We start from the raw sequence: 13975 nt of genomic DNA, 5'->3' as shown, positions 1-13975 counted from the left end.
CGGTAACTTGTACCGGGAAAACAGTCGGCCTACAGTAGCTCGAACCCGCTCTGCGGGCAACTCCCCGATCCATCAGAAGACCGGCATGAAGCCGGTTCAGGAGCAGCCATGCAACAACAGGAACTCGTCGCCGCCCAGTTCGGCGCCACCGCCAGCGCCTACCTCACCAGCGCCGTCCACGCACAGGGGGCCGATCTGGAACAGCTCAAACGGGAACTGGCGGACCTGATCCCGGCGGACAAGCGCGCGGCGAGCACCGTGCTCGATCTCGGCTGCGGCGCGGGGCATGCGAGCTTCGCTGCAGCGGCTGTTGCCGGCACGGTCACCGCCTATGACCTGTCCCAGGAGATGCTCGATGTGGTCGCAGGCGCTGCGCGCGATCGCGGACTCGGCAATATCGTCACGCGTCAGGGCGCGGCGGAAACGCTGCCGTTTGCGGATGGCACGTTCTGCGCCGTCGTGTCGCGCATGAGCGCGCACCACTGGCGCAGCGTGCCGGCCGCGCTGCGCGAGATGCGCCGTGTGCTCAAGCCGGGCGGCAAGGTGGTGCTGATCGACATCGCGGGCGCCGAGGACCCGCTGCGCGACACGTGGCTGCAGTCAGTCGAGTTGCTGCGCGATCCATCACATGTGCGCGACTACACGGGCCCGGCATGGCGCGCGATGTTCGAAGCTGCGGGCTTTGCGGCCGGTGAAATTGATGTCTCGCCGGTCTGGCGCATCGGCATCGAGTTCGATAGCTGGGTCAAGCGCATGCGCACGGCGCCGGTCGCGGTCGAGGCCATCCGCCATCTGTGGCAGTTCGCCCCCGCCGAAGTCGGCGAGCACTATCACGTGCAGCCCGACGGCAGCTTCGATCTGGAAGCGGTCATGATCACAGCCAGGGCACGCTAAGGTTGCGCAGATCGATCAACCGGCCACCGGCTCCCGCGTGGCCGCCTTGATGGTGAGATTGCGGACCAGCGCCCATACCGCTTCGGCGGCAGGCGACAGCGAACGGTCCTCGCGCCGGACCATGACGATGCGCCGCTCTTCGCGCGGCACCAGCGGCCGCCAGACCAGAGGCGACGCCGCCGGCAACGGCAGCGAGTACGTCGGCAATACCGATGCGCCGATGCCCGCCTCCACCATGCCGAACACGCTGGCCGAGTGGCCCAGTTCCTGCACCACGCGCGGCACGATGCCGTGCCGTCCGAACACGCGATCGATCAGCGGCCGGCTGCCCGAGGCAAAGTCCAGCAGCACCAGCCGCATGCCGTCCAGTGCGGACCAGGGGACCGTTTTCTCCTGCGCGAGCGGATGGTCGCGCCGGCACACGAAGCAGAACGGATCCGTCACCAGCGGCTCGATAGTGAGCCCGTCGTGCACGAGCGGGTCGATCAGCACGCCAAAATCCACGCCGCCAGCACGCACTTGCTCGATGCCATCGGCCTGCACGTTGTCGCGCACGGTCAGGCGGATCTCGGGGTACTGCGCGGCGCATGCGGCCACGTACATCGGCATCAGCCGCGCCGAAATCGTCGGGGCACCGGCTATCACAACGCGTCCGCGATAGTGCTCGCCGAGCTCACGCGTATCTTCAAGCGTATCGTCCAGCTGCCCCAGAAGACGTTCCAGTGCCGGAGCCAGCGCCTGGCCGGCATGGGTTAGCACCACCTCGCGCGTGGTCCGGTCCAACAGCCGCACGCCAAGGGACTCTTCCAGCTCCGCCACGCCGCGGCTGATGGCTGACTGGGTCAGGCCAACGGCATCCGCGGCCCGGCTGAAACCACCCGTTTCCGCGACTGCGAGGAACACCCGCAACTGACGGAGTGTGTAATTCATGCAACGACGAGATAAATGAATGCGATAAATGAATTTGCATTCTAGACCCGGGTAGCGTCCAATACTAGGCTAAACCCTTAGATGTCCAGCATGTTTACCAAGCTCAAGAAACTCTACGACCTGATCGACGGCTTCGTCCTGATCATGCTGACCGCCATCGGCATCGCGTTGCTCGCCCCTGAGTTCGGCAGCAGCCGCGGTCCGCTGCATCTCGGCACCATCACCAGCCTCGGCGTGGCGCTCGTGTTTTTCTTGCATGGCGCAGCGTTGTCGCGCGACAAGCTCGTGTCCGGGGCCAGGCACTGGCGCCTGCATGTATTCGTGCAGGTCTTCACGTACGTCGTGTTCCCGGTGGTGGGCTTGCTGCTGATGCTGTCGCTTCGCAACACACTGCCGGCGGACCTGCTGCTGGGCGTGTTCTACCTGTGCGCGCTGCCGTCGACCGTTTCATCGTCAGTCGCCATGACGTCGATGGCACGCGGCAACGTGCCGGGCGCCATCTTCAACGCCACCATCTCGGGCCTGATCGGCATGGCCGTCACGCCGCTGCTGATGGGTCTGGTCATCAGCGCGAGCGGCGCTTCCATGCCGCTCGGCAAGGCGCTCATGGGCGTGGCGCTGCAACTGCTGCTGCCGTTCGCGCTGGGCCAGTTGCTGCGCCCGCTGATCGGTAGCTGGCTGGCGAAGAAAAAGCACATCACCAACAAGATCGACCGCGGCGTGATCGTGCTGATCGTCTACTCGTCGTTCTGCGACGCGACCGCCGAAGGCCTGTGGCACCACTACCAGTGGCAGACCATTGCCGCAGTGATGGCGCTGGCCGCCGTGCTGCTGTTTGTCGTGCTTGGCACGACCACCTTTGTCGCGCGCCGGCTGCATTTCAGCGTCGAAGACGAAATTACCGCAGTCTTCTGCGGCTCCAAGAAGAGCCTGGCCAACGGCATCCCGATGGCCAACATTCTGTTCGCCGGGCATCCCGCGCTGGGGCTGTTGGTGTTGCCGCTGATGGTCTATCACCAGTTGCAGCTGATTGTGTGTTCGGTGATTGCGGCACGGTATGCGAATCGTGATGCGCTGGTGGAGGATCGGGCTGCGGCGCGGGCCTGAAACCTGGCATTCGCATAAAAAACGGGGGACATGTCCCCCGTTTTTATTTTCCTCGCCTCGCCCCCATCAAACCGACGGATTTTTCGACAACGGTGGATTCTTCGCAAAGTAGCTCCGAATCCCGCGCAAGATCGCATTAGCGAGCTGCTCCTGATGCGAATCGTCATTGAGCTTGCGCTCTTCCTCGGGATTGCTGATGAACGCGGTCTCGACGAGGATCGACGGAATGTCCGGCGCCTTCAGCACCGCAAACCCCGCCTGTTCCACGCTGCCCTTGTGCAGGCGGTTGATGCCGCCGATTTCCTGCAGCACCGCCTTGCCTACCTGCAGGCTGTCGTTGATCTGCGCCGTGGTGGACAGGTCCAGCAGCACGCGGGCGACCTGCGCGTCCTTGTTGAGGTTGGCGCCACCGATCAGGTCGGATGAGTTTTCTTTGTTGGCAAGCCAGCGCGCGGCCGTGCTCGACGCCCCGCGCTCGGACAGCGCGAACACCGAGGCGCCCTTCGCTTCCGGCGACAGGAACGCATCGGCGTGGATCGACACGAACAAATCGGCCTGCACGCGCCGCGCCTTCTGCACGCGTACGTTCAGCGGCACGAAGAAATCCGCGTCGCGCGTCATCATGGCACGCATATTCGGCTGCGCGTCGATCTTCGCGCGCAGGCGATGCGCGATCTGCAGCACCACGTCCTTTTCGCGCGAGCCCGAGGCGCCGATGGCGCCGGGATCTTCACCGCCATGGCCCGGATCGATCGCCACCGTCAGCAGGCGGCGCATCTTGAACGGACGCTCCGCGGTCGGGTCGTTCTGCGCGACGGGCGGCACCACCGGCGCGTTGGGCTTGGGCACGACCGGCACTGATGGCTTCGGCGGCTTGGCCGCGGCAATGGCGGGCGGTGGCGCCGTGGTTGCCGGCACATCGCCCTTTTCATCGAACTTGCGCACCAGCGCGCCGATGGCATCTTCCTCGGCGCCGGCAGGGGCACCGGCCACACCATCGGCACCAGTCGGCGACGCGCTGGTGGCGAAGCGGCGTTGCTTTTCCTCGGTGTCGCGCACCAGTTTCCATAGGGGATCAGGCGGATTGACCGGGTACAGGTCGAACACCAGGCGGTTCTTGTAGCTGCCGATCGGCAGCAGCGTGAACACCTGCGGCGCGACGTTTTCCTTGAGGTCGAACACCATGCGGACCACGCGCGGGCGGTTCTGGCCGACGCGCACGGTCTGGATATACGGGTCGTTCGGCGTGATCTTGGCCACGAGTTCGCGCAGCGTGGGCGAGAGGTCGAGACCGTCGATGTCCACCACCAGCCGGTCCGGATCACGCACCATCCGGTGCACCGCAACCAGTGGCGTGTCGGATTCAATCGTGACGCGGGTGTAGTCTTCCGCGGGCCAGACACGTACCGCGACGATGCCAGCGCCAAAGACCAGCTGCGGCCCCGCCAGCGTGAGCACGGCCGTGCCGGCGCTGAATTTCAGGCATTGCGCGATCCATTTGCGCCGGGCCTGCAGCAGTCCGTCGGGTCCATCGGGTCGGTCGGTGGCGAGTCGCTTGATCAGCATGCGTTCAGCAAGGTAATTCCAGTGGGAGTATAGGCGCGCAACGTCGCGATCCGCCGCTCGGCTGCCGTATCGCTCATATCGGCAGCGGGCATGTCCGATTGGAGCAACACGTGCAGATCCGGTTCCCCGAGCAGTCGGCCGGCCTTCTCGGGCCACTCGACGAGATTGAACGCCGGTTCGGCGAAGCAGTCGCGGAATCCGGCATCGATCCACTCTTCCGGATCGGCAAACCGGTACAGGTCAAAGTGGTAGACAGTAAGCGGCGAACCATCGGCGCGCGCGACGTCGTAGGGCTCGCACAGCGTATAGGTCGGGCTGCGGACCTTGCCCGCATGGCCCAGCGCCCGCAGGATCGCGCGCGACAGCGTGGTCTTGCCCGCCCCCAGGTCGCCCGAGAGCTGCACATGCACGGTCGTGGGCGGCAACTCGCGCACCACGCCGGCGAGCGCGGCACCGAGGCGCGCGGTGGCGGCTTCGTCGGTCAGCGTCAGGGAACGTTCTTCGAGCAGGGGCATTGCGTACAATTCAGGGATGACAGAGCGAGCATCCGAAGCGCCAGGCGCTCCCGTTCCACTGCCTGCAGCCGCTGCCGATGCAGCCGGCACAGACGGCCTGGAGGCGCTCGTGCAATCGATCCGGGACTGGGGCACCGAACTCGGTTTTGCCTCGGTGCGGATCGCCGACGTCGATCTCGGCCATGCCGAGCCCGGGCTAATGGCATGGCTGGCGCAGGGGTACCACGGCGACATGGATTATATGGCGAACCATGGCCCTCGGCGCGCCCGTCCCGCGGAACTCGTGCCCGGAACGGTGCGGGCGATCGTCGCGCGCATGCCCTATCTCCCAGCCCCGGCCACACCGGACTGGCGCCGGCACGAACTGGCGAGACTCGACGATCCCTCGACTGCCGTGCTTTCGCTCTATGCGCGGGGCCGCGACTACCACAAGGTGCTGCGCAACCGGCTCCAGCAGCTCGCGAGCCGCATCGAGGGCGCCATCGGCCCGTTCGGCTATCGCGTCTTTACCGATTCGGCGCCGGTGATGGAAGTCGCGCTGGCCAGCCAGGGCGGCCTCGGCTGGCGCGGCAAGCACACGCTGCTGCTGGACCGCGACGGCGGCTCGATGTTCTTCCTTGGCGAGATCCTGGTCGATATCCCGTTGCCCGCCGATCCGCCCGAAGCGTCGCATTGCGGCAATTGCCACCGCTGCATCGACATCTGCCCGACGCGCGCGATCCTCGCACCCTACAAGCTCGACGCACGCCGTTGTATTTCTTACCTGACCATCGAGCACAAGGGCCCGATCCCCGAGCAATTTCGCGCACCGATGGGCAACCGCGTGTACGGTTGCGATGATTGCCAGCTCGCCTGCCCGTGGAACAAGTTCGCGCACCGGGCCACGCTGCCCGATTTCGATGTGCGCAACGGCTTCGACGCCGCCGACATGGTCGACCTGTTCCTGTGGACCGAGGCCGAGTTCAACCTGCGCCTGGAAGGCAGCCCGATCCGCCGTATCGGCCATGAACGCTGGTTGCGCAATCTTGCTGTGGGACTCGGCAACAGCCTGCGCGCCGCGGCTTCGGGTCAACGCCCCCAGGACCGCGAACTCGCTGAGCGCATTCGCACAGCGCTGGAAAGCCGTCTTGCCGATGCCACGCCGCTCGTGCGCGAGCACCTCGACTGGGCCCTCGCGCAGGGCCGGGCCGTCAGCTGACCAGAGCGAGCCAGATCGGCGTAGTCACGATCGCCGCGACCGTCATCACCGATATCGTCGCGGCCACCATGGGCCCGTTGCCGCCCATGCGCACGGCGAGGATATAGGCGCTCGATGCCGTGGGCAGCGAGGCGTACAGCACCACGATCTGGTACTGCAACTCCGTCAGCGGCAGCAGGCGGCCTGCCAGCCAGGCCAGGCACGGCATGGCCAGCAGCTTGATGCCGGTCCACCACGCGACGGGGCCGACGGTACCGGTCGCGCCGCTCATCTGCAGTCCTGCGCCCACCGTCATCAGGCCGAGCGCCGTCGATGCCGAGCCCAGCCGGTTCAGTGTCATGGCCAGTACCTCGGGCGCGTGCAGCCCCAGCAAATTGGTCAGCAGTCCGCCGGCGGTAGCGAGGATCAGCGGATTGCGCGCGAGCTCTTTCCACAGCCGCGTATCGCCATGGCGCGCCAGCGCCCAGACCGCGGCCACATTGCACAGCGGCACCGTGCAGCCCACGATTACGGCCATCAGCGCGAGCCCTTCGCTGCCACCGAGGCGCGAGGCCAGCGCCAGTCCGATATACGAGTTGAAGCGGAACGCCGTCTGCAGGCCCGAGGCGAAATCCACGGCGTCAGGGCGCAGCACCCATTTGACGGCGTAGCCGCCAACCATGCCGAACGCCATGACAGTGAGCGCGAGCCCGAGCATGGCCGAGGTCGATGAAAAATCGAACACCGCGCTGTTGGTCGACTGCAGCAGCAGCGCGGGAAACAGCACGAAATAAACCAGGCGCTCCACACCACCCCAGAAGGCACGGTCGAATGGTGAATAACGGACCAGCAACCAGCCGATCAGGATCAGGCTGAAGTCGGGAACCAGCAGGAGGGCGGAAGACATCTCGTGAATGTTGTCGTTATTGTCGCGGCCGGGGCCGCCTGGCACTGCGGGGAAAAGAGACGGAATGTGCAGACTAGGGCAGATCCGGATAGGTATTTTTCCAGAAATGAGCCAGCATGGCATACCAAGTTGTACGCCTGCCCCCTATGCTGCACCGCCGTAACTCGCCATCGTCGGGCCCGCTTAGCGCCCCGCACCCGCTTTCACGACCCCGCCAGACCCCGCGCCGTCTGCTGGCCATGCTCGCCGCGGGCGTGGCGTTTGGCGTCCTGGTGCCGGCTGGTGCGACGGAAATCGAGGGGCTGCGCTTTGACGACGCGGCCCGCGTGTCAGGCAAGGTACTGCAGCTCAATGGCACGGCGCTGCGTTCGGGACTGCTGCTCAAGGGTTATGTGGCGGCGCTCTACCTGCCCGAGAAGGGCCGCAACGCCACTGTGGTACTCGGCACGCCGGGTACCAAGCGGTTGCAGCTCCGCATGCTGCGCGAAGTCGAACCCACCGCACTTTCACGGGCCATCCAGAAAGGCATGCGTGAAAACCACAGCGAACTGCAGATGCAGATGCTGTCAGCGCGGATGGTCCAGTTCGAACACACCATTGATCAGGTCGGCACGGCGCGCAAGGGCGACGTGATCAATTTCGACTTTTCGCCGGACGCCGGTACGGTGGTCGCCATCAACGGCACCCCGCGCGGCCGCCCGATTCCCGGCGACGACTTCTACCAGGCCGTGCTGCGCGTCTTCCTCGGCGAACATCCCGTGGACCGGGACGTCAAACGCGGCCTGCTGGGTGGCTGAGCCCGCCTGACCAGATGTTGCTGCTGCCTTGCCGCCACCTGCGGCAAGGCAGCGGCGTTTTCTTCCGGGCATCACCCCCAGCCCGGACTTTCCTGACGGGAGATTCGATCTCATGCAAGCTGGCAAAATTGCCCTGACCCTCGCCCTGGCCACCGCGGCCTCCATTGCGCAAGCGCAGAGCTTTCCGAGCAAGCCCATCCGCCTGATCATTCCGTTTGCGCCTGGCGGCACCACCGACATCGTCGGCCGCGGCGCCGCTGACCAGATGAGCCGCATTCTCGGCCAGCCCGTCGTGGTGGAAAACCGCGCCGGCGGCGGCGGCTCGATCGGCGCCGACGCCATCGCCAAGGCTGCCCCGGACGGCTACACGATCGGCATCTCGACCGTCTCGACCATGGCCGTGAACCCGGCTTGCAACCCGAAGCTGTCGTACGACCCGATCAAGGACTTCAAGCCCGTCACGAACCTGGCCAACGTGGCCAACGTGATCGCGGTGAACCCGAACTTCCCGGCCAAGAACTACAAGGAGTTCCTCGCCGTGCTGAAGGCCAATCCGGGCAAGTATTCATACGCCACGTCGGGCACCTGCGCGTTCGGCCACATGCTGGGCGAGCAGTTCAAGGTATCGACCAAGACCTTCATGGTGCATATCCCGTACCGTGGCGCGGGCCCGGCGCTGAACGACGTGCTGGCCGGCCAGGTGCCGATCATGGTGGATAACCTGCCCTCGTCGATGCCTTACATCAAGGCCGGCAAGCTGCGCCCGATCGTGGTGGCGTGGAACAAGCGGCTCGATTCGCTCCCGGACGTGCCGACTTTTGGCGAGATGGGGCTGAAGGAGCCCAACGATCCGGCGTGGTATGGCCTGGTGGCGCCTGCCGGCACGCCTGACGATGTGATCAAGAAGCTCAATGAAGCTGCGGTGAAGGCGCTACAGGACAAGGGTTTCCAGGAACGTCTGCGTGCCGCGGGCGCCGAGCCTTCGGGTAACTCACCGGCGCAGCATGCGGCGGAGATCAAGAAGGAGTTCGACAAGATGAAGAATCTGGTGAAGGTGCAGAATATTAAGTTGGAGCAGTAAAAGGCTCTCTTTGCCTTGTACTGGCCGCCTGCGGGCGGCTTTTTCTTTTGGGTTGCCTTATCGCGTGAATGGGTTCTTCGGGTCCCTCGCCTCGGTTGCCGTCAATCCCGGTAAAACGATTAAAATCCAGGCTTCCCTCGATGCTATTGCCATGCCTGCTCCCTTCGACGCCATTCTTCCTGCGCCTTTTGGCAAGGTCGGCGTGCGTGCCGACGATGTGCGGATCCGGGAGATTTTTTATCTGCCTGAGGACGTCGAAAGCATTGCGCCGCGCAGTGACGTGATTCTGCGCCTTGCCGCGCAGCTGGATGCCTATTACGCCGATGCCGGCGCGACCTTTGATGTGCCGCTGGCCATTGCCGGCACGCCGTTCCAGCAGCAGGTGTGGCAAGCGATCTGCGCGGTGCCGCGCGGCGGCCTGACTACGTATGGCGATATCGCGCGCAAGCTTGGGGGCGTCGCGCGGGCGGTGGGGCAGGCTTGCGGGCAGAACCCGCTGCCGATCGTGATTCCGTGCCATCGCGTGGTGTCTGCCAGCGGCATCGGCGGCTTTGCCCACCATGCCGAGGACGGTTTCCATCTGGAAGTGAAACGCTGGCTGTTGCGCCATGAAGGCGCCATGCTGATATGAAGCGCCCGGCCGGCGCAAGCCAGACCACACGCAAGCCGCGCGCGGTGCATGCCGATGCGGAGATGGTCGCCCTCGATGCGGCCATCGCCCCCGAACTCGATCTCGTCAGCCGTTTCTGCGACGCACTGTGGCTGGAGGATGGCCTGTCGCGCAACACCATGGACGCCTATCGGCGCGATCTGTCGATGCTCGCGCGCTGGCTGCATCAGTCCAGCAATGGCGGCTTGCTGGGCATCGGCGACACGGAACTGAACGCCTATTTCCTGGCGCGGCACCCCGAGACCCGCGCCTCATCCTCGAACCGCCGGCTCGCTGTATTCCGCCGCTTCTACCAGTGGGCACTGCGCGAGCAAATGATCGAGGCCGATCCGTGCATCCTGCTGCGCCCCGCCAAGCAGCCGCCGCGCGTGCCCAAGACGCTAAGCGAAGCGCAGGTTGAAGCGCTGCTCGAAGCGCCCGACACCACCACGCCGCTCGGCCTGCGCGACCGCACCATGCTCGAGCTGATGTACGCGAGCGGACTGCGCGTGTCGGAGCTGACGCAGATGAAAACCGTCGAGATCGGCCTGAACGAAGGCGTTGCGCGCGTGGTTGGCGGCAAGGGCGACAAGGAGCGGCTGGTGCCTTTCGGCATGCAGGCCAGCGACTGGCTGCGCCGCTATCTGGGGAGCGCGCGCCCTGCCCTTCTTGCCGGCCGCGCGTGCGACGCGCTATTCGTCACGCAGCGTGGCGAGGGCATGACGCGTCAGGCGTTCTGGCACCTGATCAAGCGCCATGCGCGCGATGCCGGCATTACCGCGCCGCTGTCGCCGCATACGCTGCGGCATGCGTTTGCCACGCACCTGCTGAACCACGGCGCCGACCTGCGCGTGGTGCAACTGCTGCTTGGCCATGCCGATATCTCCACTACACAGATCTACACCCACGTGGCGCGCGAACGGCTGCGCGAACTGCACCAGCAGCACCATCCACGCGGGTAAGACGAGCCGGGCTCGCCCCTGGCGCGACGAGAAGCGACAATGAGCAAAGCGAAACATATCTCCGAAACCCCGGCCACGCAGTTCCTGCGCCGCCACAACGTCGCCTTCGGCGAGCATCCGTACGACTACGTGGACCACGGCGGCACCGGCGAATCCGCCCGTCAGCTCGGCGTGCCGGAGCACGATGTCGTCAAAACGCTGATCATGGAAGACGAGCGCGCGCAGCCGCTGGTCGTGTTGATGCATGGCGACTGTTCGGTCTCCACCAAGAACCTGGCGCGCCAGATCGGCTGCAAGAGCGTGCAGCCCTGCAAGCCCGAGGTCGCGCAGCGGCACAGCGGCTACATGGTGGGCGGCACGTCGCCATTCGGCACAAAGAAGCGCATGCCCGTCTATGTCGAGTCGACGGTACTGGCGCTGGAGAAGATCTATATCAACGGCGGCCGGCGCGGCTATCTGGTCAGCCTGGACCCGAAGCTGCTGACCACGCTGGCCGATGCGAAGGCCGTGGAATGCGCGCTGCCTGACTGAACCGCCCGCGCCGCTCGCGGATATTGGGGAAGTCACGGTCGTGGCGACCCCGCCGCCGCGCTACAATCCCGCCAATTCCAGACAAGGCAGTCACTGCCGCGCGTATCCCCTCATGGCCAACCTGCTCTTCGCCCTCGCCGCCTACCTGATCGGATCGGTGTCCTTCGCCGTCGTCGTCAGCAAGGTCATGGGCCTGCCTGATCCGCACACCTACGGTTCCGGCAATCCCGGCGCAACCAACGTGCTGCGCACCGGCAACAAGAAGGCGGCGATTTTCACGCTGATCGGCGACGGGCTCAAAGGTTGGCTGGCGGTCTGGCTGGCGAGCCGCTTCGGGCCTGCCTACGGTCTCGATGACAATGGCCTGGCGATGGTCGCACTGGCCGTGTTCCTGGGCCACCTGTTCCCGGTGTTCCACCGCTTTGCCGGTGGCAAGGGTGTGGCCACTGCGGCGGGCGTCCTGCTGGCGATCAACCCGATCCTGGGGCTGGCCACGCTGGCGACCTGGGTGATCATCGCGTTCTTCTTCCGCTATTCGTCGCTGGCCGCGCTGGTCGCGGCGATTTTCGCGCCGGTCTTCTACGTGCTCATGGAAGGCATCGACGCCATGGCCGGCGCCGTGCTGATCATCGCCATCCTGCTGATCGCGCGCCACCGCCAGAACATTGCCAAGCTGCTGACCGGCAAGGAAAGCCGCATCGGCGAGAAGAAGAAGGTCTGAACGCGTTCCCTGGAGCGCGGGTGATCAGGCTGCCTGCGCCATCGACACCGGGAACTGCATCTCCACGCGCAGGCCGCCTTCGGCTCGGTTGAGGAGCGACAACCTCCCTCCCGCCTGCCGCACCAGGCGATCGACGATCGCCAGTCCGAGTCCCGAATGCGCGTTACCACCGCGTGCCGGATCGAGCCGCACGAACGGCAGTGTGACGCGTTCCATGTCAGCGTCCGGAATGCCCGGTCCCTGGTCTTCCACCGTAAGGCAGAAGCCTTCGGCCGTACGAGAGGTCGCCACGCACACCGGCGCCTGGCCGTAGGCGTAAGCATTGTCGACGAGGTTGCCGACGATGCGGTCGAGCTGCGTCGCGATCATGCGGAAGCCCTCGCCGGCATTGAGCGACAGCACCACCTGCCGTTCCTGCTCGGCCAGCGACGCCGCGAGCTCGTGGATACGCCGATCCACCGGCACCGGCCGCGCCGTCGGCTCGCTGCTTTGCGCAAAGCTCAGGAACTGCTCCACGATCGCCGACATGGATTCGACATCGCGCGTGACGCCTGCCGCGGCCTTCGGGTCGGACAGCATCTCGGCACGCAGCCGCAACCGTGCGAGCGGCGTTTTCAGGTCGTGCGCGATGCCGGCCAGCATGGTGTTGCGCTCCTGGTCGATACGGGTGAGGTCCGCCACCATGCGGTTGAAGCGCTCGATCAGCTGGCGCAGTTCATGCGGCCCGCGTTCGCGCAGCGGCGCCACCGGCTGCTGGCGTGAAAGCTGCTCGGCCGCGGCCGCCATATCGCGCACGGGCCGCTGGATCTGCCATGCAATCAGCAGTGCAAAGATGATGGCGACGCCCACCACGAGCATCACGCCCGGCACCAGGCGGTTGTCGGGCGGCGGATTGTGGACCCACAGGATCGGCATCGCGATCCAGTTGCTGCGCGTCGGCAGTTTGATCCACAGCCGCGGCGTGGCTTCGTCTTCGACCCGGATCTCGGTGCCCTGCGGCAGCCGCGTGATGAACTGCTCCACGAGCCGTCGCGAGCGGCCCTTGGGTACGACGGTATGTTGTTCGGCACTGGCCTCGCTGGCCACTTCGACCAGGCTTGGCAGCGGCACGGGCGGGCGCGCGTCGAGCGCGCGCTGGATGCTGGCGAACTGGAACAGCATCTGCTCGACCGAATAGTCGACCTGCTGCTGGCGCCGGTCCATGCGCAGGATTGCCAGCCACGAGAAATGGCTGATCACCAGCACGGCGGCAATCAGCAGTGCTATGCGGCCAAACAGGGTATCAATACGCAACTTCATGTCAGGACTCGTCATTGCCGCCCTGCCGCCGGACGGGCGACAGAGGCGACAGGCGTTACTGCGGAATTTCTTCGGCTTCGTCCGGTACGAACGTGTAGCCGCGTCCGCGCACGGTCTGGATGTAGCGCGGGCGCTGAGCGTCTTCGTCGAGCAGCCGGCGCAAGCGCCAGATCTGCACATCGATGCCGCGGTCGCTGATGCCGCTGGCGGTGCCATACATCAGCTCGACAATGCGCTCGCGCGAGAGCACTTCGAGCGGATGCATCAGCAGCAGCTTGAGCAGCGCGAATTCTGTGTCGCTGATCGACAGCACCTGGCCCGCTCGCTGCAGCGAGCGCTGGCGGAAGTTCACGCGGAACGGCCCGAACGCGATCGATTCGCGGTCTTCCGGTGCGGCCGCCGGCCGTGCGAGCTTGCGGCGCAGCACGGCATTGATGCGCGCGAGCAGCTCGCGTGGCGAAAACGGCTTGCCAAGGTAATCGTCGGCGCCGATCTCGAGGCCGACGATGCGGTCGATCTCGTCGCTGCGCGCGGTCAAAAGGATCACCGGAATGTCGTCGTTCTTGGCACGCAGATTGCGCAGTGCAGTCAGTCCATCGACCTTCGGCATCATCAGGTCCAGCACGATCAGCGCCGGGCGCTCGCGCTCGAGGCGCGCCTGCAGGCCGTCGCCATCGTGCAGTACCGAGACCGCAAACCCTTGCTGGGTCAGGTACTCGCGCAGCAGATCGCGCAATTCAGGGTCGTCGTCGACGACAAGGATCTGGGTGGGCTGGTTCGTTCGCATAGGCACATGATAGTCAGGCTGGCCGCTGTCCTGCCGAATCCGGCTCGCGGCT

General features: G+C 65.6%; 15 protein-coding genes. 9 read left to right on the top strand and 6 right to left on the bottom strand.

Features of this window, described 5'->3' with window-relative positions:
• The first annotated feature begins 108 nt into the window (after window positions 1–108).
• On the top strand, window positions 109–894 hold the full coding sequence (locus ACIGJG_RS02970) for a class I SAM-dependent methyltransferase (RefSeq protein ID WP_140950564.1): 786 nt from the start codon (window positions 109–111) through the stop codon (window positions 892–894).
• Window positions 895–909: 15 nt separating this feature from the next.
• Here the strand turns inward: ACIGJG_RS02970 and ACIGJG_RS02965 are convergent, their stop codons facing one another.
• Window positions 910–1824, bottom strand: a complete 915-nt coding sequence (locus ACIGJG_RS02965; RefSeq protein WP_011296774.1) for a LysR family transcriptional regulator — start codon at window positions 1822–1824, stop codon at window positions 910–912.
• Window positions 1825–1905: 81 nt separating this feature from the next.
• Here ACIGJG_RS02965 and ACIGJG_RS02960 point away from each other — a divergent pair, with 81 nt between their 5' ends.
• Window positions 1906–2931, top strand: a complete 1026-nt coding sequence (locus tag ACIGJG_RS02960) for a bile acid:sodium symporter family protein (protein ID WP_011296773.1) — start codon at window positions 1906–1908, stop codon at window positions 2929–2931.
• A gap of 66 nt (window positions 2932–2997) precedes the next feature.
• On the opposite strand, the gene ACIGJG_RS02955 is transcribed toward ACIGJG_RS02960, so the two are convergent.
• Window positions 2998–4497, bottom strand: coding sequence for an N-acetylmuramoyl-L-alanine amidase (locus ACIGJG_RS02955; protein WP_011296772.1), 1500 nt, complete (start codon window positions 4495–4497; stop codon window positions 2998–3000).
• The gene (tsaE, locus tag ACIGJG_RS02950; RefSeq protein ID WP_041679482.1) at window positions 4491–5012 is read right to left on the bottom strand and encodes a tRNA (adenosine(37)-N6)-threonylcarbamoyltransferase complex ATPase subunit type 1 TsaE; all 522 of its coding nucleotides are present in this window, start codon (window positions 5010–5012) and stop codon (window positions 4491–4493) included. The genes ACIGJG_RS02955 and tsaE overlap by 7 nt, the downstream gene beginning before the upstream one ends.
• Window positions 5013–5028: 16 nt before the next feature.
• On the opposite strand from tsaE, the gene queG reads away from it, so the two are divergent.
• The gene (gene queG, locus ACIGJG_RS02945; RefSeq protein ID WP_011296770.1) at window positions 5029–6210 is read left to right on the top strand and encodes a tRNA epoxyqueuosine(34) reductase QueG; all 1182 of its coding nucleotides are present in this window, start codon (window positions 5029–5031) and stop codon (window positions 6208–6210) included.
• Here the strand turns inward: queG and ACIGJG_RS02940 are convergent.
• Window positions 6203–7096 carry an AEC family transporter gene (locus ACIGJG_RS02940; RefSeq protein ID WP_041679822.1) on the bottom strand — a complete coding sequence of 298 codons (894 nt, stop codon included), beginning with the start codon at window positions 7094–7096 and terminating at the stop codon, window positions 6203–6205. The genes queG and ACIGJG_RS02940 overlap by 8 nt on opposite strands.
• A 116-nt stretch (window positions 7097–7212) precedes the next feature.
• Here ACIGJG_RS02940 and ACIGJG_RS02935 point away from each other — a divergent pair, with 116 nt between their 5' ends.
• The 6 genes from ACIGJG_RS02935 to plsY all read left to right on the top strand — a co-directional run bounded on the left by ACIGJG_RS02935 (window position 7213) and on the right by plsY (window position 11837).
• Complete coding sequence (locus ACIGJG_RS02935) at window positions 7213–7893, top strand: chalcone isomerase family protein (RefSeq protein WP_011296768.1); 681 nt, start codon at window positions 7213–7215, stop codon at window positions 7891–7893.
• Between the two features lie 112 nt (window positions 7894–8005).
• Window positions 8006–8974, top strand: coding sequence for a tripartite tricarboxylate transporter substrate binding protein BugE (locus ACIGJG_RS02930; RefSeq protein ID WP_011296767.1), 969 nt, complete (start codon window positions 8006–8008; stop codon window positions 8972–8974).
• Window positions 8975–9125: 151 nt separating this feature from the next.
• Window positions 9126–9605 carry a methylated-DNA--[protein]-cysteine S-methyltransferase gene (locus ACIGJG_RS02925; protein WP_041679480.1) on the top strand — a complete coding sequence of 160 codons (480 nt, stop codon included), beginning with the start codon at window positions 9126–9128 and terminating at the stop codon, window positions 9603–9605.
• 62 nt (window positions 9606–9667) lie between these two features.
• On the top strand, window positions 9668–10585 hold the full coding sequence (gene xerD / locus ACIGJG_RS02920; RefSeq protein ID WP_011296765.1) for a site-specific tyrosine recombinase XerD: 918 nt from the start codon (window positions 9668–9670) through the stop codon (window positions 10583–10585).
• Between the two features lie 39 nt (window positions 10586–10624).
• The gene (locus tag ACIGJG_RS02915; protein ID WP_220631311.1) at window positions 10625–11116 is read left to right on the top strand and encodes an aminoacyl-tRNA deacylase; all 492 of its coding nucleotides are present in this window, start codon (window positions 10625–10627) and stop codon (window positions 11114–11116) included.
• 112 nt (window positions 11117–11228) lie between these two features.
• The gene (gene plsY / locus ACIGJG_RS02910) at window positions 11229–11837 is read left to right on the top strand and encodes a glycerol-3-phosphate 1-O-acyltransferase PlsY (protein ID WP_011296763.1); all 609 of its coding nucleotides are present in this window, start codon (window positions 11229–11231) and stop codon (window positions 11835–11837) included.
• A 24-nt stretch (window positions 11838–11861) separates the two neighbouring features.
• Here the strand turns inward: plsY and ACIGJG_RS02905 are convergent, their stop codons facing one another.
• Window positions 11862–13136 (bottom strand): ATP-binding protein, encoded by a 1275-nt coding sequence (locus ACIGJG_RS02905; protein WP_041679479.1) that lies wholly within the window; start codon window positions 13134–13136, stop codon window positions 11862–11864.
• Window positions 13137–13191: 55 nt separating this feature from the next.
• Window positions 13192–13923: a response regulator gene (locus ACIGJG_RS02900; protein ID WP_011296761.1), complete on the bottom strand. Its 732-nt coding sequence runs from the start codon at window positions 13921–13923 to the stop codon at window positions 13192–13194.
• Window positions 13924–13975: the final 52 nt, after the last annotated feature.

The sequence above is a fragment of the Cupriavidus sp. C1SS-2L genome, assembly GCF_057073735.1.
This window is presented reverse-complemented; position numbering and strand designations above follow the sequence as displayed.

What these genes read in the sequence shown, in the direction of transcription:
- ACIGJG_RS02970 (WP_140950564.1), top strand. Translation starts at nt 109, where the DNA reads ATGCAACAACAGGAACTCGTCGCCGCCCAGTTCGGCGCCACCGCCAGC.
- ACIGJG_RS02965 (WP_011296774.1), bottom strand. Translation starts at nt 1,824, where the DNA reads ATGAATTACACACTCCGTCAGTTGCGGGTGTTCCTCGCAGTCGCGGAA.
- ACIGJG_RS02960 (WP_011296773.1), top strand. Translation starts at nt 1,906, where the DNA reads ATGTCCAGCATGTTTACCAAGCTCAAGAAACTCTACGACCTGATCGAC.
- ACIGJG_RS02955 (WP_011296772.1), bottom strand. Translation starts at nt 4,497, where the DNA reads ATGCTGATCAAGCGACTCGCCACCGACCGACCCGATGGACCCGACGGA.
- tsaE (WP_041679482.1), bottom strand. Translation starts at nt 5,012, where the DNA reads ATGCCCCTGCTCGAAGAACGTTCCCTGACGCTGACCGACGAAGCCGCC.
- queG (WP_011296770.1), top strand. Translation starts at nt 5,029, where the DNA reads ATGACAGAGCGAGCATCCGAAGCGCCAGGCGCTCCCGTTCCACTGCCT.
- ACIGJG_RS02940 (WP_041679822.1), bottom strand. Translation starts at nt 7,096, where the DNA reads ATGTCTTCCGCCCTCCTGCTGGTTCCCGACTTCAGCCTGATCCTGATC.
- ACIGJG_RS02935 (WP_011296768.1), top strand. Translation starts at nt 7,213, where the DNA reads ATGGCATACCAAGTTGTACGCCTGCCCCCTATGCTGCACCGCCGTAAC.
- ACIGJG_RS02930 (WP_011296767.1), top strand. Translation starts at nt 8,006, where the DNA reads ATGCAAGCTGGCAAAATTGCCCTGACCCTCGCCCTGGCCACCGCGGCC.
- ACIGJG_RS02925 (WP_041679480.1), top strand. Translation starts at nt 9,126, where the DNA reads ATGCCTGCTCCCTTCGACGCCATTCTTCCTGCGCCTTTTGGCAAGGTC.
- xerD (WP_011296765.1), top strand. Translation starts at nt 9,668, where the DNA reads ATGGTCGCCCTCGATGCGGCCATCGCCCCCGAACTCGATCTCGTCAGC.
- ACIGJG_RS02915 (WP_220631311.1), top strand. Translation starts at nt 10,625, where the DNA reads ATGAGCAAAGCGAAACATATCTCCGAAACCCCGGCCACGCAGTTCCTG.
- plsY (WP_011296763.1), top strand. Translation starts at nt 11,229, where the DNA reads ATGGCCAACCTGCTCTTCGCCCTCGCCGCCTACCTGATCGGATCGGTG.
- ACIGJG_RS02905 (WP_041679479.1), bottom strand. Translation starts at nt 13,136, where the DNA reads ATGAAGTTGCGTATTGATACCCTGTTTGGCCGCATAGCACTGCTGATT.
- ACIGJG_RS02900 (WP_011296761.1), bottom strand. Translation starts at nt 13,923, where the DNA reads ATGCGAACGAACCAGCCCACCCAGATCCTTGTCGTCGACGACGACCCT.